The following is a 21,317-nucleotide window of genomic DNA, read 5'->3' as shown; positions in this document are numbered from 1 at the left end:
TGGCGGCCAGCCCCCGAATCGGCCAAACTACGCCGTTCCGTCGCCAGCCGCGCAGGTCGCGGGCGGCCGGCCGCCGTCGGAACCAATTTCCCAACAAGTCAGAGTCGTGCGGCGCCGTCCGCAGCGCAGGAGTGGATATGCAAGTTTCGGTCGAATCGCTGGGCACCCTGGAACGCCGGATGACGTTCCGTGTGCCATCCGAACGCCTGGAGACCCAGGTCGCTGGCCGTCTGCGCGAGATCGCGCGGACCACGCGGCTCAAGGGCTTCCGGCCTGGCAAGGTGCCGGCCAAGGTCGTCGAGCAGCGGTTCGGCGAGCAGGTCCGTGCCGAGGTCCTGGACGGGCTGCTGCGCGAGGGCTTCGACCAGGGCGTGCGCGAGAACGCGCTGCGCCTGGCCGGTCAGCCGCAGATCGCGCCGTCCGACGCCGCGGACGAGGGCGAACTGGCCTTCACCGCCACGTTCGAGGTGGTGCCCGATTTCGGTGACATCGAACTGGAGAAGCTCCAGGTCGTGCGTCACACCGCCGAGGTGGCCGAGGACGACATCGATCGCATGATCGAGAACCTGCGCCTGCAGCGCCGCAGCTGGAGCGCGGTCACGCGTGGCGCACAGACCGGCGACGCGGTCGATGTCGAGACCTGGTCGCAGATCGGCGACGAGCGTCTGCCGGCCGAGGGCGCTGAGCGCGGCGTCACCGTGCTCGGCTCGGGCGCGATGTTCCCGCAGATCGAGGAGGCGCTGGTCGGCCTGTCGAAGGGCGAGGAAAAGACGATCGAGGTCAGCTTCCCGCAGGACTGGCGCGTGCCGCAGCTGGCCGGCAAGCAGGCCACCGTGCACGTCAAGATCGAGCAGGTCTCCGAGCAGCAGCTGCCCGAGGTGGACGCGGCGTTCATCCGCAGCTTCGGCGTCAAGAGCGGCGAGATGGACCAGTTCCGTACCGAGATCCGCAGCAACCTGGAGCGCGAGCTCAAGGGCGCGCTGATGAACCGCCTGCGCCGCGAGGTCGGCGAGCAGCTGGTCGCCGCGTTCGCGCACGTCGAACTGCCGCCCAAGCTGGTCGAGGCCGAGGCCCGGTCGCTGCTGCGCCAGACCGTCGAGCAGGCCCGTCGCAACGGCCAGAACCCGAACGTGGGCGAGGATGCGCACACCGGCTTCATGGAGCCGGCGCGCAAGCGCGTGCTGGTCGGGCTGCTGGTGGGCGAAGTCGCGCGCCGCAACGAGCTCAAGCTCGATCCCAAGCGCGTGAACGAGACCATGCGCCTGATCGCCTCGACCTACGAAGAGCCGCAGCAGGTCATTGAGATGTACCGCAACGACCCCCAGCTGATGTCGGGGCTGCAGAACCGCGTGATGGAAGAGCAGGTGATCGACTGGATCGCCGAGCGCGCCCAGCACACCGAGCAGCCGCTGTCCTTCCAGGATGCCATCGCCCCGCAGGGGTAAGCGGCGTCCGTCCGTCCGGCCCAACGGGGCCGGACGTCCCTCCGACACGGAACGATTGATGAGCATCGAAACCAAAGCCCTCAACCTGGTGCCGATGGTGGTCGAACAGACCAGCCGCGGCGAACGCGCGTACGACATCTACTCGCGCCTGTTGAAGGAGCGCGTGATCTTCCTGGTCGGCGGCATCGACGACCACATGGCCAACGTGATCGTGGCCCAGTTGCTGTTCCTCGAGGCGGAGAACCCCGAGAAGGACATCAACCTGTACATCAACTCGCCCGGCGGCGTGGTCACCGCCGGCATGGCGATCTACGACACCATGCAGTTCATCAAGCCGGACGTGAGCACGATCTGCGTCGGCCAGGCGGCCAGCATGGGCGCCTTGCTGCTGGCCTCGGGCGCGGCGGGCAAGCGCTACGCGCTGCCGAACTCGCGGGTGATGATCCACCAGCCGCTGGGCGGCTTCCAGGGCCAGGCCACCGACATCGATATCCATGCCAAGGAAATCCTGTCGATGAAGCAGCGTCTGAACGAGATCATGGCTCAGCACACCGGCCAGCCGTTCGAGACGATCGCGCGCGACACCGAGCGCGACAACTTCAAGAGCGCACAGGCCGCGCGCGAGTATGGCCTGGTCGACCAGGTGCTCGAGCGCCGTCCCGACGAGACGATCACCCCCGCCTGACGTTCCAAGTCATTGATTCATCAGGCATGCAAGCGCCGGGACCGCCCATGAGGGCGGTGCCGGACGCTGTGCTATTCTCGAAACGTAACCGCAATACTGATTTGGCGAAGGCATGAGCGAAGACCGTCAGGGTCGTTCCGGCGACAGCAACAAGATCCTCTACTGCTCCTTCTGCGGAAAGAGCCAGCACGAGGTGCGCAAGCTGATTGCGGGCCCCAGCGTGTTCATCTGCGATGAGTGCGTCGAGCTCTGCAACGACATCATTCGCGAGGAGCTCGAGGAAAAGGCGCAGTCGGCGCGCAGTTCGCTGCCCAAGCCGCGCGAGATCCTCGAGGTGCTCGACCAGTACGTGATCGGCCAGAAGCGTGCGAAGAAGACGCTCGCCGTGGCCGTGTACAATCACTACAAGCGCATCGAGAGCCGCAGCAAGAACGACGAGGTCGAGCTGGCCAAGTCCAACATCCTGCTGATCGGTCCGACCGGCTCGGGCAAGACGCTGCTGGCCGAGACGCTGGCGCGCCTGCTCAATGTGCCGTTCACGATCGCCGATGCGACGACGCTCACCGAGGCCGGCTATGTCGGCGAGGACGTCGAGAACATCATCCAGAAGCTGCTGCAGAAGTGCGACTACGACGCCGAGAAGGCGCAGCAGGGCATCGTCTACATCGACGAGATCGACAAGATCTCGCGCAAGAGCGAGAACCCGTCGATCACCCGCGACGTGTCGGGCGAAGGCGTGCAGCAGGCCCTGCTCAAGCTGATCGAGGGCACGGTCGCCAGCGTGCCGCCGCAGGGCGGTCGCAAGCATCCGCAGCAGGAATTTCTGCAGGTCGACACCAAGAACATCCTGTTCATCGTCGGCGGCGCGTTCGCGGGCCTGGACAAGGTGATCCAGCAGCGTTCGACCGAGGCGGGTGGCATCGGTTTCGGCGCCAAGCTCAAGAGTTCCGAGCGCAAGGCCGACACCGGCAAGGTGCTGGCCGATGTCGAGCCTGAGGATCTGATCAAGTTCGGCCTGATCCCCGAGTTCGTCGGCCGCCTGCCAGTGGTCGCCACGCTCGAGGAACTGGACGAGCCTGCGCTGATCCAGATCCTGACCGAACCCAAGAATGCGATCAGCAAGCAGTTCCGCAAGCTGTTCGAGATGGAAGGCGTCGAGCTGGAGTTCCGGCCCGACGCGCTGTCGGCGATCGCCAAGAAGGCGATCAAGCGCAAGACCGGCGCCCGCGGCCTGCGCACGATCGTCGAATCGGTGCTGCTCGACACGATGTACGAGCTGCCGTCGCTGGAGAATGTCAGCAAGGTCGTGGTCGACGAATCGGTCATCGAGCACAAGTCCGAGCCGTACCTGATCTACGAGACCCCGGTCGCCGAGCAGAAGGTCGCCTCCTCGGGCGAGTGACCGCAGCGCCCGGAACGAAACGTTCCGGGCCCCGCGCCGTTCAGCTGCGGGGCCCGCCCCAAGGCCGCCACGAAGCGCCGCGATCGGTCCGATCGCGGCGCTTTCGCGTGGGGCGGGGCGACCCGCTTGCATCCGGCGCCCGCGCGCCCCATAAACGACTGGCCCCAGGCGGCCTCGTCCGGTCGCCGGGCCGGCGCCGCCGGCCGGACGCGATCTTTCAAGGAACCCCCCATGAGCTCACGCGCCACTCCCGACACCTACGATCTCCCGGTCCTGCCGTTGCGCGACGTCGTCGTGTTCCCGCACATGGTGATCCCGCTGTTCGTCGGCCGCGACAAGTCGATCCGCGCGCTCGATGTGGCGATGGAGGCCGACAAGCGCATCCTGCTGGTCGCGCAGAAGTCCGCCGACATCGACGACCCGGGCGCAGACGATCTCTACCAGGTGGGCACGCTCGCCCAGGTGCTGCAACTGCTCAAGCTGCCCGACGGCACCATCAAGGTGTTGGTCGAAGGCACCGAGCGCGTCTCGCTGCGCGATATCCGCGAACACGAGGGCGCACTGCTGGGCACCGGCGTGCCGCTCAATGCCGTCGAGTCGCGCGAGCCACGCGAAGTCGAGGCGATCGCGCGCTCGCTGATGGGCCTGTTCGAGCAGTACGTCAAGACCAACCGCAAGCTGCCGCCCGAGCTGCTGCAAACGCTGGCCGGCATCGACGAGCCCGGTCGCCTGGCCGACACGATCGCCGCGCACCTGGGGGTGCGCCTGGCCGACAAGCAGCGGCTGCTCGAATCGGCCGACACCGCCGACCGCCTGGAGCTGCTGGTCGGCTTCGTCGATGGCGAGATCGATGTGCAGCAGATGGAAAAGCGCATCCGCGGCCGCGTGAAGTCGCAGATGGAGAAGTCGCAGCGCGAGTACTACCTCAACGAGCAGATGAAGGCGATCCAGAAGGAGCTGGGCGAGATCGACGACGCGCCCAACGACATCGAGGAGCTCGCCCGCAAGATCGCCTCGGCCGGCATGCCCAAGCCGGTGGAGACCAAGGCCCGCGCCGAGTTCAACAAGCTCAAGCAGATGCCGCCGATGTCGGCCGAAGCCTCGGTCGTGCGCAACTATCTCGACTGGCTGCTCGGCGTGCCGTGGAAGAAGCGCAGCAAGGTCCGCAAGGATCTCAAGGCCGCCCAGGACACGCTCGACGCCGACCATTACGGTCTGGAGAAGGTCAAGGAACGCATCCTCGAGTACCTGGCCGTGCAGACGCGCGTCAAGCAGATGAAGGGCGCGATCCTGTGCCTGGTCGGCCCGCCCGGCGTGGGCAAGACCTCGCTTGGCCAGTCGATCGCCAAGGCGACCAATCGCAAGTTCACCCGCATGGCGCTGGGCGGGGTGCGCGACGAGGCCGAGATCCGCGGCCATCGCCGGACCTACGTCGGCTCGATGCCGGGCCGCATCGTGCAGAGCCTCAACAAGGTCGGCACCAAGAATCCGCTGTTCCTGCTCGACGAGATCGACAAGATGTCGATGGACTTCCGCGGCGACCCGGCTTCGGCGCTGCTGGAAGTGCTCGATCCCGAGCAGAACCACACCTTCAACGACCACTACCTGGAGGTCGATCTCGACCTGTCGGAGGTGATGTTCGTCGCGACATCCAACTCGCTCAACATCCCCGGCCCCTTGCTCGACCGCATGGAGGTCATCCGCATCCCGGGCTACACCGAGGACGAGAAGCTCAACATCGCCACGCGCTACCTGCTGCCCAAGCAGCTCAAGGCCAACGGCCTGAAGGCCGATGAGCTGGCGATCTCCGAAGGCGCGATCCGCGACATCGTGCGCTACTACACGCGCGAGTCGGGCGTGCGCAATCTCGAGCGCGAGATCGCCAAGGTCTGCCGCAAGGTGGTCAAGGAGATCGCGCTGGCCGGTCCGGTCCAGACCAAGGGCAAGGGCGCAAAGGCGATCAAGACGGTCAAGGTCACCGAGAAGAATCTCGACAAGTACCTGGGCGTGCAGCGTTTCGATTTCGGTCGTGCCGAGCAGGACAACGAGGTCGGCCTGGTCACCGGCCTGGCCTGGACCGAGGTCGGCGGCGACCTGCTGCAGATCGAGGCCACGCAGGTGCCGGGCAAGGGACAGCTGACGCTGACCGGCCAGTTGGGCGATGTGATGAAGGAATCGGCCTCGGCGGCGATGTCGGTAGTGCGCGCGCGGGCCGAGCGGCTCGGCCTGGAGCTCGACACGCTGCAGAAGCACGACATCCATGTGCACGTGCCCGACGGCGCGACGCCCAAGGACGGTCCCAGTGCCGGCATCGCGATGGCGACGACGCTGGTCTCATTGCTCACGCGCATCCCGGTGCGTGCGGATGTGGCGATGACCGGCGAGATCACTCTGCGCGGCCGCGTGACCGCGATCGGCGGTCTGAAGGAGAAGCTGCTCGCGGCGCTGCGCGGCGGCATCAAGACCGTGATCATCCCCGAGGAGAACCGCAAGGACCTGGCCGACATCCCGAAGAACGTCACCCAGGGCATGAAGATCGTGCCGGTGAAGTACATCGACGAGGTGCTCGACCTGGCCCTGGAGCGGCCGCTGCCGCCGCCGCCCTCGGCCAAGCCCGAACCGAAGAAGGCACGTTCGAAGGTGGTGCCCAAGAACGGCGGCGAAGGCCGGCGCACCCGCGTCAAGCACTGACGCCCGCGCAATGCCGCACCGAAGGAGGGCCGCAAGCGATTGCGGCCCTTCTTTTGGGTCTTGATCGGTTTGCGGCGTTCAACGCACTTGCATTGCAAACGTCCGCAGCAGCGGATTGTCAGCTGGTGGCCGCGTTGAGCGCGCCATGGATGGCGCGCGCCCGAGTCAAGGCAGGAAGCCTTGACCGAGGGGGAAGCGGCTTCCGGCCGGCAGGCCGCTGTCCCACCGAAGTGGGACTGCAGTCGTGAAATCGAGAGAGGATGAGATCATCAGCAATGACCTCGGTCTGGGCGCCGTCTATTGGTCAACGGTCAGCGCCGCGGGCGCAGCAGCACCAGCACCGCGCCAGTGCCGCCTTGCGCGCCCGGCGCGCTGTGGAACGCGAGCACGTCGCCGCGCTGGCGCAGCAAGCGATCGACCAGATTCTTGATGACCGGCGCGTCGGGCGAGGAATTCATCCCCTTGCCATGCACGATGCGCACGCAGCCCACGCCGGCATCGACCGCGTCGCGCAGGAACAGCCGCAACAGCGCCGTCGCCTGCGCGGCGTCGGCATGGTGCAGATCCAGTTCCTCCTGTGCCGCATATTCGCCGCGGCCGAGCCGGCGCAGTACGCGTGCAGGCACATCGTCGCGGCGGTACTGCATCGCGTCGCCGCCCTGCAGCAGCGGACCATCGAGCAGCTGCCGGAACTCGCTGCGCGCCTCCTCGTCGTCGCGCTCGGCCATGCGCGTGGCCGGGCGCGGGCGGGGCGCCTGTGGCGGTGGCGGCGCGCTGGGCAGTTCGCGCACCGCGCCGATGGCGGCGCGGAACAGCGCGGCGTCGTCGTCGTCGGGCGCGTCGTGGTTGCGGCTCATGGCGCCAGCGTAGCGCGGACGCGGGTCATGCGCAGGATCGTGCGCCCGCGCAAGCTGGGGCGCGTAGGACGCATCCGTTATCATGTCCGCTTCGCCAACCGCAGGGGGCTTTCGGAAACGTTCATGCGCGTACTGGTCAGCAACGACGACGGCGTCGACGCACCGGGCATCCGGATCCTCGCCCAGGGGCTGCGCGATGCGGGGCACGAGGTGCTGATCGTCGCCCCCGACCGCGACCGGTCCGGGGCCAGCAACTCGCTCACGCTCGACCTGCCGCTGCGCGTGGTGCAGCTCGACGAGACGACCTGGCGGGTCCATGGCACGCCGACCGACTGCGTGCATGTGGCGATGACCGGCCTCCTTGATCGCGAACCCGACATCGTCGTGTCGGGCATCAACAACACCGCCAACCTCGGTGATGACGTCATCTATTCGGGCACTGTCGCCGCGGCGATGGAAGGCCGCTTCTGCGGGCTGCCGGCGGTCGCGATGTCGCTGGTCACGTCCCATCACGACGGGCGCCACTACGAAACCGCCGCGCGCGCCGCAGTCGAGATCGTCGCCCGGCTCAAGGCCGATCCGCTGCCGGCCGACACGATCCTCAACGTCAATGTGCCCGATGTCGCCTGGGACGCCCTCGCAGGCTTCGAGGTCACGCGGCTGGGCAATCGCCACCGCGCCGAAGGCTGCACGCCGATCGTCGACCCGCGCGGGCGGACGTTCTGGTGGATCGGCGCCGCCGGCCCGGAACAGGACGCCGGCCCCGGCACCGATTTCCATGCCGTGCGCACGCGGCATATCTCGATCAGCCCGATCCATGTCGACCTCACCCGTTACCAGGCGCTCGAGCATGTCGCCAACTGGGTCGGTGGGCTGGAGGCCGGGCTCCGGGCGACGCAGGCATGATGGCGCGCCTGCGGCTGCAACCCGAGGCATTGGGCGTGGGCATGACCTCGCAGCGCGTGCGCGATCGCCTGATCGAGCGACTGCGCGATGGCGCGCATCCGGGGGGCGGGATTTCCGACGAGCGCGTGCTCAACGCGATCCGCACCGTGCCCCGGCATCTGTTCGTCGACGAGGCGCTGGCGACCCGCGCCTACGAAGACACCGCGCTGCCGATCGGGCACGGCCAGACGATCTCCCAACCCTGGGTGGTCGCGCGCATGACCGAAGCGCTGCTGGCCAACGGCATGCCGCGCAAGGTGCTCGAAGTGGGGACCGGCTCGGGCTACCAGGCCACGATCCTTGCCGCGCTGGGTATCGAGGTGCACACGGTCGAGCGGATTGGCGAGCTGCTGCGCGTGGCGCGCAAGCGCTTCCGCTCGCTCGGCCTCAATGTCCGCAGCAAGCATGACGACGGTCGTATCGGCTGGCCGGAGAACGGCCCGTTCGACGGCATCGTGGTCACGGCGGCCGGCCCTGCGCTGGTCGAGGCATTGACCGCGCAGCTCGCGGACGGCGGCACGCTGGTCGCGCCGGTCGGCGCGGCGGGTGCGCAGCGGCTGCTGGTGCTGCACAAGCAGGCCGACGGCCGGCTCGTGCAGCAGGATGTCGCCGCGGTGGCGTTCGTGCCGTTGCTTTCGGGGTACATCGACTGATGCGGCTGTTCGAGGCGCTCTACGAGCGCGTGTTGTCCTGGGCCCGGCATCGTCATGCGCCGCGCTATCTCACCTTCATGAGCGCCGCCGAATCGGTGGTGTTCCCGATTCCGCCCGATGTCATGCTCGCGCCGATGGCGCTGGCGCAGCCTCGGAAGTGGTGGCGTTACGCGCTGCTGTGCACCCTCGGTTCGGTCGTCGGTGGCCTGCTGGGCTACGTCATCGGCCATTACGCGCTGGATCTCGTCTGGCCATGGATCGTGCGAATGGGCTGGCAGCCGGCGTTCGAGGAGATCCAGGCGCTGTTTCTGCGTCATGGCTTCGTGTTCGTTTTCCTCGCTGCCTTCACGCCGATTCCGTACAAGGTATTCACGATTGCGTCGGGTTCGCTCGGCGTGGGGCTGTTACCGTTCATCGCCGGCTCGCTGGTGGGGCGCGGCGCGCGGTTCTTCCTCGTCGCCGGGCTGATGGCCTGGGGCGGCCCGCGTGTGGAGCCGATCCTGCGGCGCTACATCGAATGGCTGGGCTGGCTGATGGTCGGCCTAGTCGCAGTCGGACTGGTCTGGATGGAGTTTCGCCGATGAGGATCGTGGTACTGGTGTTGACGGCCTTGCTGCTCGTCGGCTGCGGCAGCAGTCGGGTAGTGCGCGAGGGTGGCGCGGCGCGCACCTCGACCCCGAAGCCGGGGCAGAGCGTGGTCGTGCAGCGTGGCGACACGCTGTACCGCATCGCGTCAAACAACGGCATCAGCGTCCTGGACCTGGCGACCTGGAACAGCATCCCGCCGCCGTACACCATCTATCCCGGCCAGCGGCTGCGCCTGTATCCGGGCGGACGCGGCGGGTCCGTCGCCGCGTCGTCGGGCGGCACGCGCCAGCCGGTGCAGCCGACCCAGTCGGCGCCGCAGCCGCCCGCGCCGCCACCGGCGCGCAGCCCATTCCAGTGGCAATGGCCGACCGACGGGCAGTTGATCGCGCGCTACGTCGCCAACGAACCCACCAAGCAGGGCATCGACATCGCCGGCACTGGCGGACAGCCGGTCCGCGCGGCGGCCGATGGCGTCGTGGTCTATTCCGGCTCGGGCCTGGTCGGCTACGGCGAGTTGATCATCGTCAAGCACGACGAGCAGTGGCTGTCGGCCTACGGCCACAATCGCACCCGCCGGGTCAACGAGGGCGAGCGCGTCCGCGCCGGACAGCAGATCGCCGAGATGGGCCGCAGCGGCGCCGCCCGCGACATGCTGCACTTCGAGATTCGCTACAACGGCAAGCCGGTCGATCCGTTGTCGTATCTGCCGGCGCGATGAGCCGGCGTCATGGGGCAGGCGTGAAGGCGTGATGCGTCGACGTCAGCGGTGCGCCGCTGACATCGAATCAGCGATCACGACGCGCCGCCCTCCAGCACGAAGGCCGCCACCACCCGCCGGCCTTCGCCCGCGAGCACATTGAAGGTGCGGGCTGCGGCGGCATTGGTCATCGCTTCCAGGCCGACGCCGCGCGACAGGCAGGCGGCCATCGTTGCGGCCGGCGGAAACGCCTGGCGAGCGCCGGTGCCCAGCAGGATCACTTCGGGCTCAAGTGCCAGCACCGGGGCGAGGGCGTCGAGGTCGAGCGTGCGCACCGAGGTGGCGGGCCAGTCCTCGACCAGCGCACGCGGTGCGACGATGAAGCTGCGGGTCAGCTGGCGATCGTTGACCCGCGCGCTGCTGCCGTCCGCGCCGCGCAGGACGTAGTCGAAGTCGGGCGTTTCGAGGCTGAGCTGCATCGGCGAAGCGGGCGCTCAGGCCCGCGGCAGCACGATCTGGCGACGGTCGCGGCTCTGCCGGTAGAGCACGGCGACATGGCCGATGCGCTGGACCAGCGCGCTGGCCGTACGCTCGGCCAGTTCGGCGATCATCGCGTCGCGAGCCTCGCGGTCGGCGGCCCCGACCTTCACCTTGATCAGTTCGTGATGCTCGAGCGCGGCATCGATCTCGGCGACCAGCGCATCGGTGATGCCCTTGCCGCCCACCTGCAACATGGCCTTGATGCCATGGGCCTGGCCGCGCAGAAAACGGGTCTGGGCAGCGGTCAGGACGTTACTCATGGATGAACCGGTCGCAGGAATGAAAACGGCCCGCAGGATATCATGGCCGTTCGCGTCCTCCGTTCAGCCCGACCGAGCCGGCAATGGCCTCCCGCAGCAAAAGCAGCCAGCGCTGGCTGAAAGAACATTTCTCCGACCCCTACGTGAAGAAGGCGCAGGCCGAGGGGCTACGCTCGCGTGCGGCGTACAAGCTCGAGGAACTGGTCGAGCGCAGCCGGCTGCTCAAGCCGGGCATGGTCGTCGTCGATCTGGGCGCGGCGCCCGGCGGCTGGTCGCAGTGGGTCCGGCAGGCCTTGGGCGACAGCGGGCGGGTGATCGCGCTCGACATCCTGGAGATGCCGTCGCTGGCCGGGGTCGAGTTCCTGCATGGCGATTTCCGCGAGGATGCGGTGCTGGCCGCACTCGAGGCCGCACTCGGTGGCCAGCAGGTGGACCTTGTGTTGTCGGACATGGCCCCCAACAAAAGCGGTATCGACGCTGTCGACCAGCCACGGGCGATGCACCTGGCCGAGCTGGCGATGGCGTTCGCCGACGACCACCTGCGCACCGGTGGCACCTTCCTCATCAAGCTGTTCCAGGGCACCGATTTCGACGCCTACGTGAAGGACCTGCGGCAGCGGTACGAGAAACTCTCGATCCGCAAGCCGGCCGCCTCCCGGCAGCGTTCGCCCGAGGTCTACGCCCTGGCCCAGGGCAAGCGGCCGCGTTGAGTGGACGCGCCTGCCGGGCCTTGGGACCATGAACGGCGGCACCACGCGGCCGTAGTACCATCGGCCGGCGTGGCGACGGTTTTCTCGCTCCACCTAATGAAGAGTCGAACAATCACATGAACGATCTGGTCAAGAATCTGTTGCTCTGGGTGGTGGTCGCCATCGTGCTGATGGTGGTCTTCCAGAGCTTCAGCCCGCGCACCGGTGCTGCCGGCGGCCAGGACGTCCAGTACTCGCAGTTCATGGAGCAGGTGCGCCGCGACCAGATCGGCTCGGTGAAGATCGCCGAGGACGAGCGCACCATCACCTTCAAGACCAAGGGCGGGCAGACCGGCACGGTGATCGCCCCGCGTCGCGACGACCGCATGATCGACGATCTGATGAACCACAACGTCGCGATCGATCAGGCGCCGCCGTCGAGCGGCATCTCCTTGGGCTACATCCTGATCCAGCTGTTGCCGGTCGCGCTGATCATCGGCTTCTGGTTCTTCATGATGCGGCAGATGCAGCAGGGCGGCGGCAAGGGGGCGATGTCCTTCGGCAAGTCGCGCGCCAAGCTGCTCAGTGAGGAACAGACCAAGGTCACCTTCGCCGACGTCGCCGGCTGCGACGAGGCCAAGGAGGAAGTGTCCGAGCTCGTCGAGTTCCTGCGCGATCCGTCCAAGTTCCAGAAACTCGGCGGCAAGATTCCGCGCGGCGTGCTGATGGTCGGCCCCCCGGGCACCGGCAAGACGCTGCTCGCCAAGGCGATCGCCGGCGAGGCCAAGGTGCCGTTCTTCTCGATCTCCGGTTCGGACTTCGTCGAGATGTTCGTCGGTGTCGGCGCCTCGCGCGTGCGCGACATGTTCGAGCAGGCCAAGAAGCAGGCGCCGTGCATCATCTTCATCGACGAGATCGACGCGGTCGGCCGCCATCGTGGCGCCGGCCTGGGCGGCGGTCACGACGAGCGCGAGCAGACCCTCAACCAGTTGCTGGTCGAGATGGACGGCTTCGAGGGCGGCGAGGGCGTGATCGTGGTCGCCGCGACCAACCGGCCCGACGTGCTCGACCCGGCGCTGCTGCGTCCGGGCCGCTTCGACCGCCAGGTCGTCGTGGGCCTGCCCGACGTCAAGGGCCGCGAGCAGATCCTCAAGGTCCACATGCGCAAGGTCCCGCTCGACGAAGACGTGCAGCCGCTGGTCGTGGCCCGTGGCACGCCGGGCTTCTCCGGCGCGGATCTGGCGAACCTGGTCAACGAGGCGGCGCTGTTCGCCGCGCGCGAGAATGCCAAGGAGGTCCGCATGGACCACTTCGATCGCGCGCGCGACAAGATCCTGATGGGCGCCGAGCGCCGCTCGATGGCGATGAGCGAGGACGAGAAGACGCTCACCGCCTACCACGAGGCCGGCCACGCGATCGTCGGTCGCCTGGTGCCCGAGCACGATCCGGTCTACAAGGTCACGATCATCCCGCGCGGCCGCGCGCTGGGCGTGACCATGTACCTGCCCGAGGGCGACAAGTACTCGATGAACCGCGTGGCGATCGAATCCCAGCTGTGCTCGCTGTACGGCGGGCGCGTGGCCGAGGAGCTGATCTTCGGCGAGGACAAGGTCACCACCGGCGCGTCGAACGACATCGAGCGTGCGACCAAGATCGCCCGCAACATGGTCACCAAGTGGGGCCTGTCGGACGTCATGGGCCCGATCGCCTACGGCGAGGAGGACGACGAGGTGTTTCTGGGCCGTTCGGTCACCCAGCACAAGAGCGTCTCCGACGACACCGCGCGCAAGATCGACGAAGTCGTGCGCGAGATCCTGGACCGGGCCTATGCCCGCACCCGCGAGATCCTGACCGGCAACATCGACAAGCTGCATGCGATGTCCAAGCTGCTGCTCGAGTACGAGACCATCGACGTGCCGCAGATCGACGCGATCATGGAAGGCCGTGACCCGCCGCCGCCGATGGGCTGGGGCAAGGCCAATCCGCCCGGCGGTGGTGGCGATGACGGCGACACCGGCGGCAAGCGCCCGCTGCAGCCGATCGGCGGGGCCGCCGAGCAGGCCTGAGGGTCAGGCTGGCGCACGAGATGTGATTCAACGCAGCGGCACCCGGGCGACCGGGTGCCGTTTTGCTTGAGCGGCGTCGCGAGGCCGGACGTCCGATAATCGACGCCCCGTCTCCACGCCGAGTCCCGACGCCTCATGTTCGACACCGCACCCCAGCTCGACTGCAACGGCCGCGTCCTGCGGCTCGACCGCCCGCGGGTCATGGGCATCGTCAATGTCACCCCCGATTCGTTCTCCGACGGCGGGGCGCATGCGACGGCCGAGGCCGCGATCGCGCACGGCCTGCAGCTGGCGGCGGCGGGCGCCGACGTGCTCGACATCGGCGGCGAGTCGACCCGGCCTGGCGCCGATGCGGTGCCGGTCGATGAAGAACTGCGGCGGGTACTGCCGGTCATCGAGGCGTTGGTCGCGCAGACCGCGCTACCGATCAGCATCGACACCTCCAAGCCCGAGGTCATGCGCGCCGCGGTCGAGGCCGGCGCGGGTCTGATCAACGATGTCTACGGGCTGCGCCGCGAAGGCGCACTCGAGACCGCGGCCGCGCTCGGCGTGCCGGTGGTGCTGATGCACATGCTCGGCGAGCCGCGCGGCATGCAGGACGCGCCCGAGTACGACGACGTGGTCGGCGAGGTGCACCGGTTCCTGGCCGAGCGCATCTTCGCCGCCGAGATGGCCGGCATCGAACGCCGCCGGATCGTCGTCGACCCGGGCTTCGGCTTCGGCAAGACCACCGCGCACAACCTGGCGCTGCTGGCGCAACTCGCGCGTCTGGGCGAACTTGGCGTGCCGGTGCTGGCCGGTCTGTCGCGCAAGCGCAGCATCGGCGAGCTGACCGGGCGCGAGGTGGCGGCCGAGCGCGTCGCCGGGTCGGTCGCCGCGCACCTGATCGCCGCCCAGAACGGCGCCCGGCTGCTGCGCGTGCACGATGTCGCGGCGACCGTCGATGCGCTGCAGGTCTGGCAGGCGGTGGCGGCGGTGCCGCGCCCGCGGGTCGCGACGGCGGCGCCGTCGATCCAGTGGCCCGACGACGCCTGAGCGTCGCTGGCGGCGTCGGGTCGGCGTCGCAGGGGGCTGCGACCGGCTGCCGCAGCGCACATCGCAATGGGGCGGGGGATGCCCCACACTGTGCGCTTCGTTTCGGGGTGGGGATTTCCGCATGCAGGCCTGGTTGCGGCGCAAGAACATCGATCTGATCACCGTGCACGAGGAGGGCCGCCGGCTGGTGCCCACCCTCGGCTGGCCGCACTTGGTCGCGCTGGGCATCGGCGCGATCGTCGGCACCGGCATCTATACCCTGATCGGCGTCGGCGCGAACCTCGCCGGGCCGGCGGTGCTGCTGTCGTTCCTCGTCGCCGGCGTGGTCTGCGCGTGCGCCGCGCTCGCCTACGCCGAGATGTCGACGATGATGCCGGCCGCCGGCAGCGCCTACACCTACAGCTATGCGGTGCTCGGTGAGGGCATCGCCTGGATCGTGGGTTGGAGCCTGATCCTGGAGTACTCGCTGGTCGTGAGTGCGGTGGCGGTCGGCTGGTCGGGCTCGGTGGTCGAGTTCCTGACCGGCATCGGCGTGACCGTGCCGCAGGCGATCGCGGTCGGCCCCCATGCGGGCGGCGTGGTCAACCTGCCGGCGGTGCTGATCACCTTCGCCGTCGCCGGCCTGCTGGTCGTGGGCACCAAGGAGAGCGCGACGCTCAACGCGGTCCTGGTGGTGGTCAAGGTCGTCGCGCTGGCGGTGTTCGTGGCGATCGCGCTGCCGCACTTCGACGCGGCCAATCTCGAGCCGTTCATGCCGCACGGCTTTGCCAAGAGCATGGGCGGCGATGGCGTGGAGCGTGGGGTGATGGCGGCCGCGGCGATCATCTTCTTCGCCTTCTACGGCTTCGATGCGATCTCCACCGCGGCCGAGGAAACCCGCAATCCCAAGCGTGACCTGTCGATCGGCATCATCGGCTCGATGGTCGGCTGCACGGTGATCTATCTGCTGGTCGCGTTGGCGGCGGTGGGTGCGATGCACTACACGCTGTTCGCCCAGAGCCCGGCACCGCTGGCGCTGATCATGCGCGAACTGGGGCAGGGCACGGCATCTGGCATCGTCTCGGGCGCGGCGGTGGTCGCGCTGCCGACGGTGCTGCTGGCGTTCTTCTATGGCCAGAGCCGCGTGTTCTTCGTGATGTCGCGCGACGGCCTGCTGCCGCGCGCGCTGTCCAAGGTCGATGCCCGGCGCGGTACGCCGGTGATGATCACGCTGTTCACCGCAGTGCTGGTCGCCGCGCTCGCCGGCGTGGCCCGCCTGGACGAGATCGCAGCGCTCGCCAATGCCGGCACGCTGGCCGCCTTCACCGCGGTCGCGCTGTGCATGCTGGTGCTGCGTGTGCGCGACCCGCAGCGCCCGCGCGTGTTCCGCGCGCCGCTGGCCTGGGTCATCGGCCCGATCGCGATCCTCGGTTGCACCTACCTGTTCTGGAGCCTGCCGCAGCGCACGCAGTTGTGGTTCCTGGCCTGGAACGTGTTCGGTGTCCTGGTCTACCTGCTCTACGCGCGGCGCAACAGCGTGCTGGGCCGCGGCGGCGACGCATGAGGCCCGCGCGCATCTGCACGCGATGAACGTCGGCGACGTCCGGCCCTGGGCGATCGCGCTGATGGGCCCGACCGCCTCGGGCAAGTCGGCGCTGGCGCTGGCCCTGGCCGAACGCCTGGGCGGCGAGATCGTCAGCGTCGACTCGGCGCTGGTGTATCGCGGCCTTTCGATCGGTGCGGCCAAGCCCGATGCCGCCGAACGCGCTCGCGTCGCGCATCACATGCTCGACCTGCGCGATCCGTGGCAGACCTATTCGGCGGCCGAGTTCGCCGTCGATGCCCGCCGCGCGATCGAGGACATCCTCGCGCGCGGCCGGCTGCCGATCCTCGCCGGCGGCACCGGGCTGTACTTTGCCGCGCTGCTCGAAGGCCTGTCGCCGATGCCGGCCGCCGACCCGGCCGTGCGGGCGGAGATCGCCGCGCAGGCCGCCACACTTGGCTGGCCGGCGTTGCATGCTCAGCTTGCGGCGGTCGATCCGGACGCCGCGGCGCGGATCGGGCCGGGCGATCCGCAGCGCATCCAGCGCGCGCTCGAAGTGCATCGCCTGAGCGGCGTGCCGATCAGCGACTGGCAGCGCCGCCCGTCCGAGGCGCCGCCGTTTCCGGCGCGCGTGCTGCAGTTGGCGATCGCGCCGCCCGAACGCGCCGAGCTGCATGCGCGGATCGCCGCACGCTTCGATGCGATGCTCGCTGCCGGCTTCCTCGACGAGGTTCGCGCGCTGCGTGCCATGCCACCGCTGCGTGCCCATCCCGCGCCGCTGGCGTTGCCGGCGATCCGCGCCGTCGGCTACCGCCAGGCCTGGGAGTACCTGGACGGGCTGGGGGATCTGGCGTCGATGCGCGAGCGCGCGATTGCCGCGACCCGGCAACTGGCCAAGCGCCAGTTCACCTGGCTGCGTGGGCGCAGCCAGGTGCGCTGGTTCGACCCGGTGCGCGAGCGCGCCGCGCTCGATGCCGCGGTGGACCAGGCATTGGCCGCGCACCCGGCGCCCACGACAGCGGGCGGCTGAGGCGCCGGGGCGGTATCGCGCGCCCGGACCCGCCGCTCAAGACGAACCGTCCCGTACGCGCGAGGCGAGGGTTGTGTAACATCGGCGGGTCGCGTCGCGGGGGAGTGGCGTCGACGGGCCAGCGCCCGACAACAATAACCAAGCTGGGGAACACGATGTCCAAGGGACAGTCCTTGCAGGATCCTTTCCTGAACGCACTGCGCCGTGAGCGCGTACCGGTCTCGATTTACCTCGTCAACGGCATCAAACTGCAGGGCACGATCGAGTCGTTCGACCAATTCGTGGTGTTGCTGCGCAACACCGTGAGCCAGATGGTCTACAAGCATGCGATCTCGACCGTGGTGCCGGCGCGCAACGTGCGTGTGGCGCCCGGTGGCGGTTTTGTCGAGTCCGCGAATGGTGCGGGCGACGACGCCGCCGAACAGCCCGAATGAACCCAGAGGTCTGACCCCGCTTGTTCGAACGCTCCCGAAAGGGTGAAAACGCGCTGCTGATCCAGCCCCACGCACACGGCCCGGCCGACGAAGGCGTGCTCGAGGAATTCTCCGAGCTCGCGCGCTCGGCCGGTGCCCATGTCGCCATGGTGATCGCCGCGCGCATCGACCGCCCCAATGCGGCCACGCTGATCGGCAGCGGCAAGCTGGAAGAGGTCAAGGCTGCCGCCGAGGCCAGCGGCGCCGACCTGATCCTGGTCAACCACCGGCTCTCGCCCGGCCAGGAGCGCAACCTCGAGCGTGCGCTCGAGCGGCGCGTGGTCGACCGCACCGGACTGATCCTCGACATCTTCGCCCAGCGCGCGCGCAGCCACGAAGGCAAGCTGCAGGTCGAACTGGCCCAGCTGCGCCACATGGCCACGCGCCTGGTGCGCGGCTGGACCCACCTGGAGCGCCAGCGCGGTGGTTCGATCGGCCTGCGCGGCCCCGGCGAGACCCAGCTCGAGACCGACCGCCGCCTGCTGCAGAAGCGGGTCGAGCAGTTGCAGGCCAGGCTGGGCAAGGTCGAGGTGCAGCGCACCCAGATGCGCCGCGCGCGCGTGCGCAGCGAACTGCCGCGCGTCGCGCTGGTCGGCTACACCAACGCCGGCAAGTCGACGCTGTTCAACACGCTCAGCGGCGCGGATGCCTACGCGGCCGACCAGTTGTTCGCGACCCTGGATCCGACCGTGCGCCGGGTCGACCTGTCGGGCGGGGCGATCGTGCTCGCCGACACCGTCGGCTTCGTCCGCGACCTGCCGCACGAACTCGTCGCCGCATTCCGCTCCACGCTGAGCGAGGCGCGCGAGGCCGACCTGCTGCTGCACGTCATCGATGCCGCCGATCCGCTGCGCAACGCGCGCATCGCCCAGGTCGACGCGGTGCTCGGCGAGATCGGTGCCGGTGAGCTGCCGCAGTTGCTGGTGTTCAACAAGATCGACCGCATCGACGGCGCCACACCGCGCTACGACATGGACCCGGCGGCGCTCGCCGACGATGCCGTGCGCGAGGCGGTGTGGATCTCCGCACGCGACGGACTCGGCCTGGACCTGCTGTCGCAGGCACTGGCGCGCCGCTTGGGCATGCGCCGCATCGTCGGTCGCGTGGCGTTGCCGCCCGAGGCCGGCCGCTTGCGCGCGCGCCTGCACGCGCTCGAGGCAGTGCGCGAGGAAGCGGCCGAGGAGGCCGGTGGTTGGCGGCTGCAGGTCGATCTGGCGCATGCCGATGCTGCGCGCCTGGCCGCGCAGCCCGAGGGCGCCCCGTTGCGCGCGCTCTTGCCTGCCGACGATCCCGACACCATCTGATCTGGGGCGCAGGTCGTGGGTGTGCCCCGCGCAGGCGCATCCATCACGCTCTTTCCCTGATCTTCCCCGCGTTTTTCCGACATCGACGACCGTGTTTCCTGCTGGCGCCGTGGCGTCCGCAGCCCGGGAGCCGGTTAGACTATGCAATCCCCGCGCCGTCGCCGACGCAGGCTGCGCGCCCGAAACTGGAGCAGGCATGGCCTGGAACATTCCCGGCAAGAACAAGGACAACGAGTCACCGGACCGTCGCGGATCCGGCGGCGGCGACCGCAATCCCTGGCCGCCGCGCCGCAACGGCGGCCGCCGTGGTCGCGGTGGCGGTGCGTTCGACGGCCTGATCGACCAGCTACGCGGCCTGTTCGGCGGAGGCGGTGGCGGCAACCCGCTGCGCTGGGTCGCCGTGGCGCTGGTGGTCATCGTGTTGCTCAACTGCTTCGTGCTGGTCGGCGAACAGCAGCGCGGCGTGGTGCTGCGTTTCGGCCAGGCCGCGCGTGTCATGGGCCCGGGTCCGAACTTCAAGCTGCCCTGGCCGATCGAGCGCGTGACCAAGGTCGATGCGACCACGGTGCAGTCCTACAGCAACACCGTGCCGGTGCTGACCCGCGACGAGAACATCGTCGTGGTGTCGTTCAACGTGCAGTACCGGGTCGGCGATCCGATCAAGTACCTCTACGGCACCCGCAACGCGCGCGAGATGCTCGAGCAGACCGCGGTCAGCGCGGTGCGCGAACAGATCGGCCGTGCCAACCTCGACGCCGCGCTCAATGCCCGTGGTCCGTTGTCGACCGCGGCGCAGGAATCGCTGCAGGCCTCGCTCAACAGCTATCAGACGGGCCTGGCGGTCACCGAGCTCAACCTGCAGGACGCGCGTCCGCCCGAAGAGGTCAAGCCGGCCTTCGACGAGGTCAACAGCGCCCAGCAGATGAACGAGCAGCTGGTCAAGGAAGCCGGCGCCTACGCCGCCAAGATCGTGCCCGAGGCACGCGGTGAGGCCGCGCGTATCCGCGCCCAGGCCGAGGGCTACAAGACCGCCGAGATCGCCCGCGCCACCGGTGACGCGACCCGCTTCTCGCTGCTGGTCGAGGAGTACGCCAAGGTGCCCGAGGTGACCCGCAAGCGCCTGTGGCTCGACACCGTGCAGCAGGTACTCGCCAAGAACCGCACCGTGGTCGGCGGTGACGGCCGCCAGCTGATCTACGTGCCGATGGCCGGCGGTGGCGGCTCGTCCCAGCCGGCGCCGTCGCTGGTTCCGCCCGAGGTGCTGTCGCCGACCGTCGAGGCCACCCGTGAGGCCGCCCCGGCGCCCGCGCGGTCCTCGCAGCTGCCGCGCCCGCCGCGTGATGGAGGCTCCCGATGAGACTGAATTTCGTCATTCCGCTGCTGATCATCGTGCTGCTGGGCCTGATGGGCTCGGTGTTCGTGGTCCGCGAAGGCCAGGTCGCCCTGGTGCTCAACCTCGGCCGCGTGGCCCGCACCGATATCGGACCGGGCCTGCACTTCAAGCTCCCGCTGATCGAGTCGGCGCGGATCTTCGACCGCCGCTTCAACGCCAGCGCGTTCTCGCCCGAGCGCTCGCTGACCTCCGAGCGCAAGGACGTGAGCGTGGACTTCGTCGCGATCGTCACCATCAGCGACGCTGCCGCGTTCTATCGCGCCACCCAGGGCCGCGAGGACGATGCCAGCCTGCGCCTGGAGCCGATCATCAAGAACTCGCTGCGCAACGAGATCAACGCCAACACGCTGACCGAGCTGGTCTCGGGCAACCGGGCGCAGTTCGTCGACCGCCAGTTGCCGGGCATCAACGAGGCTGCCAAGTCGCTGGGCATGCAGATCGTCGACATCCGCCTCAAGCAGATCGACCTGCCCACCGACAGCCAGGTCATCGTGCAGGTCTACGACCGCATGCGCGCCGAACGCCGCGAAGTCGCCACCCGGCTGCGCGCCGAGGGCGAGGAGCAGGCGCGTGCGATCCGCGGTCAGGCCGATCGCGAGCAGACGGTGCTGCTGGCCGAAGCCGAGCGCGATGCGCAGAAGCTGCGAGGCGAGGGCGATGCCGAGGCGACCCGCATCTACGGCGAGGCCGCCAGCCGCGATCCGGGCTTCTACGCCTTCCAGCGCAGCCTGGAGTCGTACCGCAAGGCGTTCGAGAAGGGCGACAGCGTGATCGTGCTCGAGCGCAACGACCCGTTCCTGCAGTACCTGCGCAGCGACCGCTGAGCACGTCGATGGCGCAGTTGTGGGCAGCGCTGTGCCTGGTGGCGGTGATCGAGGGCCTGATCCTCTTCGTCGCCCCGGGCCTGTGGAAGCGCACCGCAGCCCAGATGCTGGCGATGTCGTCGGGCGCGCTGCGGCGCGTGGGCGGGGTGATCCTGCTGCTGGGCGTGACCGCCCTGGTGCTGGTGCGCGGCGCAGGCTGAGCGCCTGTGCGCCAGGGA

The 21,317-nt window shown here is 68.9% G+C and carries 21 protein-coding genes; 18 read left to right on the top strand and 3 right to left on the bottom strand.

Features of this window, described 5'->3' with window-relative positions; all coding sequences use genetic code 11:
• The first annotated feature begins 137 nt into the window (after nucleotides 1-137).
• From tig to lon, 4 genes are all read left to right on the top strand, one after another.
• Entirely contained in the window at nucleotides 138-1,445 is a 1,308-nt protein-coding gene (tig, locus tag FHW73_RS05430; RefSeq protein WP_183425697.1) for a trigger factor, read from the top strand.
• 58 nt (nucleotides 1,446-1,503) lie between these two features.
• On the top strand, nucleotides 1,504-2,130 hold the full coding sequence (clpP, locus tag FHW73_RS05425) for an ATP-dependent Clp endopeptidase proteolytic subunit ClpP (RefSeq protein WP_047137988.1): 627 nt from the start codon (nucleotides 1,504-1,506) through the stop codon (nucleotides 2,128-2,130).
• 112 nt (nucleotides 2,131-2,242) lie between these two features.
• Nucleotides 2,243-3,532 carry an ATP-dependent Clp protease ATP-binding subunit ClpX gene (clpX, locus tag FHW73_RS05420; RefSeq protein ID WP_183425696.1) on the top strand — a complete coding sequence of 430 codons (1,290 nt, stop codon included), beginning with the start codon at nucleotides 2,243-2,245 and terminating at the stop codon, nucleotides 3,530-3,532.
• Nucleotides 3,533-3,763: 231 nt separating this feature from the next.
• Nucleotides 3,764-6,223 (top strand): endopeptidase La, encoded by a 2,460-nt coding sequence (gene lon, locus FHW73_RS05415; RefSeq protein WP_183425695.1) that lies wholly within the window; start codon nucleotides 3,764-3,766, stop codon nucleotides 6,221-6,223.
• 311 nt (nucleotides 6,224-6,534) lie between these two features.
• On the opposite strand, the gene FHW73_RS05410 is transcribed toward lon, so the two are convergent.
• Entirely contained in the window at nucleotides 6,535-7,080 is a 546-nt protein-coding gene (locus FHW73_RS05410) for a Smr/MutS family protein (protein ID WP_183425694.1), read from the bottom strand.
• Nucleotides 7,081-7,203: 123 nt separating this feature from the next.
• On the opposite strand from FHW73_RS05410, the gene surE reads away from it, so the two are divergent.
• Genes surE through FHW73_RS05390 form a run of 4 tightly spaced genes read left to right on the top strand, consistent with a single transcriptional unit; the run spans nucleotide 7,204 to nucleotide 9,984 of the window.
• Nucleotides 7,204-7,986, top strand: coding sequence for a 5'/3'-nucleotidase SurE (surE, locus tag FHW73_RS05405; RefSeq protein WP_183425693.1), 783 nt, complete (start codon nucleotides 7,204-7,206; stop codon nucleotides 7,984-7,986).
• Nucleotides 7,983-8,678, top strand: a complete 696-nt coding sequence (locus tag FHW73_RS05400) for a protein-L-isoaspartate(D-aspartate) O-methyltransferase (RefSeq protein ID WP_183425692.1) — start codon at nucleotides 7,983-7,985, stop codon at nucleotides 8,676-8,678. The genes surE and FHW73_RS05400 overlap by 4 nt, the downstream gene beginning before the upstream one ends.
• Nucleotides 8,678-9,262: a YqaA family protein gene (locus FHW73_RS05395; protein WP_183425691.1), complete on the top strand. Its 585-nt coding sequence runs from the start codon at nucleotides 8,678-8,680 to the stop codon at nucleotides 9,260-9,262. The genes FHW73_RS05400 and FHW73_RS05395 overlap by 1 nt, the downstream gene beginning before the upstream one ends.
• Nucleotides 9,196-9,984, top strand: a complete 789-nt coding sequence (locus tag FHW73_RS05390) for a peptidoglycan DD-metalloendopeptidase family protein (protein ID WP_183425690.1) — start codon at nucleotides 9,196-9,198, stop codon at nucleotides 9,982-9,984. Before FHW73_RS05395 ends, FHW73_RS05390 begins: the two co-directional genes overlap by 67 nt.
• 74 nt (nucleotides 9,985-10,058) lie before the next feature.
• On the opposite strand, the gene FHW73_RS05385 is transcribed toward FHW73_RS05390, so the two are convergent.
• A complete protein-coding gene (locus FHW73_RS05385; RefSeq protein ID WP_183425689.1) occupies nucleotides 10,059-10,442 on the bottom strand; it encodes an Mth938-like domain-containing protein in 384 nt (127 codons plus the stop codon).
• A 15-nt stretch (nucleotides 10,443-10,457) separates the two neighbouring features.
• The gene (gene yhbY / locus FHW73_RS05380) at nucleotides 10,458-10,763 is read right to left on the bottom strand and encodes a ribosome assembly RNA-binding protein YhbY (RefSeq protein WP_183425688.1); all 306 of its coding nucleotides are present in this window, start codon (nucleotides 10,761-10,763) and stop codon (nucleotides 10,458-10,460) included.
• Nucleotides 10,764-10,846: 83 nt separating this feature from the next.
• Between yhbY and rlmE the strand changes: the two genes are divergently transcribed.
• The 10 genes from rlmE to FHW73_RS05330 all read left to right on the top strand — a co-directional run bounded on the left by rlmE (nucleotide 10,847) and on the right by FHW73_RS05330 (nucleotide 21,299).
• Nucleotides 10,847-11,473 carry a 23S rRNA (uridine(2552)-2'-O)-methyltransferase RlmE gene (rlmE, locus tag FHW73_RS05375; protein WP_183425687.1) on the top strand — a complete coding sequence of 209 codons (627 nt, stop codon included), beginning with the start codon at nucleotides 10,847-10,849 and terminating at the stop codon, nucleotides 11,471-11,473.
• A gap of 116 nt (nucleotides 11,474-11,589) precedes the next feature.
• Nucleotides 11,590-13,518: an ATP-dependent zinc metalloprotease FtsH gene (gene ftsH, locus FHW73_RS05370; protein ID WP_183425686.1), complete on the top strand. Its 1,929-nt coding sequence runs from the start codon at nucleotides 11,590-11,592 to the stop codon at nucleotides 13,516-13,518.
• Between the two features lie 135 nt (nucleotides 13,519-13,653).
• Nucleotides 13,654-14,553 carry a dihydropteroate synthase gene (folP, locus tag FHW73_RS05365; RefSeq protein WP_183425685.1) on the top strand — a complete coding sequence of 300 codons (900 nt, stop codon included), beginning with the start codon at nucleotides 13,654-13,656 and terminating at the stop codon, nucleotides 14,551-14,553.
• A 121-nt stretch (nucleotides 14,554-14,674) separates the two neighbouring features.
• Complete coding sequence (locus FHW73_RS05360; protein WP_183425684.1) at nucleotides 14,675-16,096, top strand: amino acid permease; 1,422 nt, start codon at nucleotides 14,675-14,677, stop codon at nucleotides 16,094-16,096.
• 22 nt (nucleotides 16,097-16,118) lie between these two features.
• Nucleotides 16,119-17,105 carry a tRNA (adenosine(37)-N6)-dimethylallyltransferase MiaA gene (miaA, locus tag FHW73_RS05355; RefSeq protein WP_183425683.1) on the top strand — a complete coding sequence of 329 codons (987 nt, stop codon included), beginning with the start codon at nucleotides 16,119-16,121 and terminating at the stop codon, nucleotides 17,103-17,105.
• 155 nt (nucleotides 17,106-17,260) lie between these two features.
• On the top strand, nucleotides 17,261-17,539 hold the full coding sequence (hfq, locus tag FHW73_RS05350; protein ID WP_183425682.1) for an RNA chaperone Hfq: 279 nt from the start codon (nucleotides 17,261-17,263) through the stop codon (nucleotides 17,537-17,539).
• Between the two features lie 20 nt (nucleotides 17,540-17,559).
• On the top strand, nucleotides 17,560-18,882 hold the full coding sequence (gene hflX / locus FHW73_RS05345) for a ribosome rescue GTPase HflX (RefSeq protein ID WP_183425681.1): 1,323 nt from the start codon (nucleotides 17,560-17,562) through the stop codon (nucleotides 18,880-18,882).
• Between the two features lie 196 nt (nucleotides 18,883-19,078).
• Nucleotides 19,079-20,239: an FtsH protease activity modulator HflK gene (hflK, locus tag FHW73_RS05340; RefSeq protein ID WP_183425680.1), complete on the top strand. Its 1,161-nt coding sequence runs from the start codon at nucleotides 19,079-19,081 to the stop codon at nucleotides 20,237-20,239.
• On the top strand, nucleotides 20,236-21,099 hold the full coding sequence (gene hflC / locus FHW73_RS05335) for a protease modulator HflC (RefSeq protein WP_183425679.1): 864 nt from the start codon (nucleotides 20,236-20,238) through the stop codon (nucleotides 21,097-21,099). Before hflK ends, hflC begins: the two co-directional genes overlap by 4 nt.
• 8 nt (nucleotides 21,100-21,107) lie before the next feature.
• Complete coding sequence (locus FHW73_RS05330) at nucleotides 21,108-21,299, top strand: DUF2065 family protein (RefSeq protein WP_183425678.1); 192 nt, start codon at nucleotides 21,108-21,110, stop codon at nucleotides 21,297-21,299.
• The last annotated feature ends 18 nt before the right edge of the window (nucleotides 21,300-21,317 follow it).

The sequence above is a fragment of the Luteimonas sp. RC10 genome, assembly GCF_014192745.1.
Classification (GTDB): domain Bacteria; phylum Pseudomonadota; class Gammaproteobacteria; order Xanthomonadales; family Xanthomonadaceae; genus Luteimonas.
The sequence above is the reverse complement of the archived record's forward strand: the minus strand, read 5'-3'. Positions and strand labels throughout refer to the sequence as shown.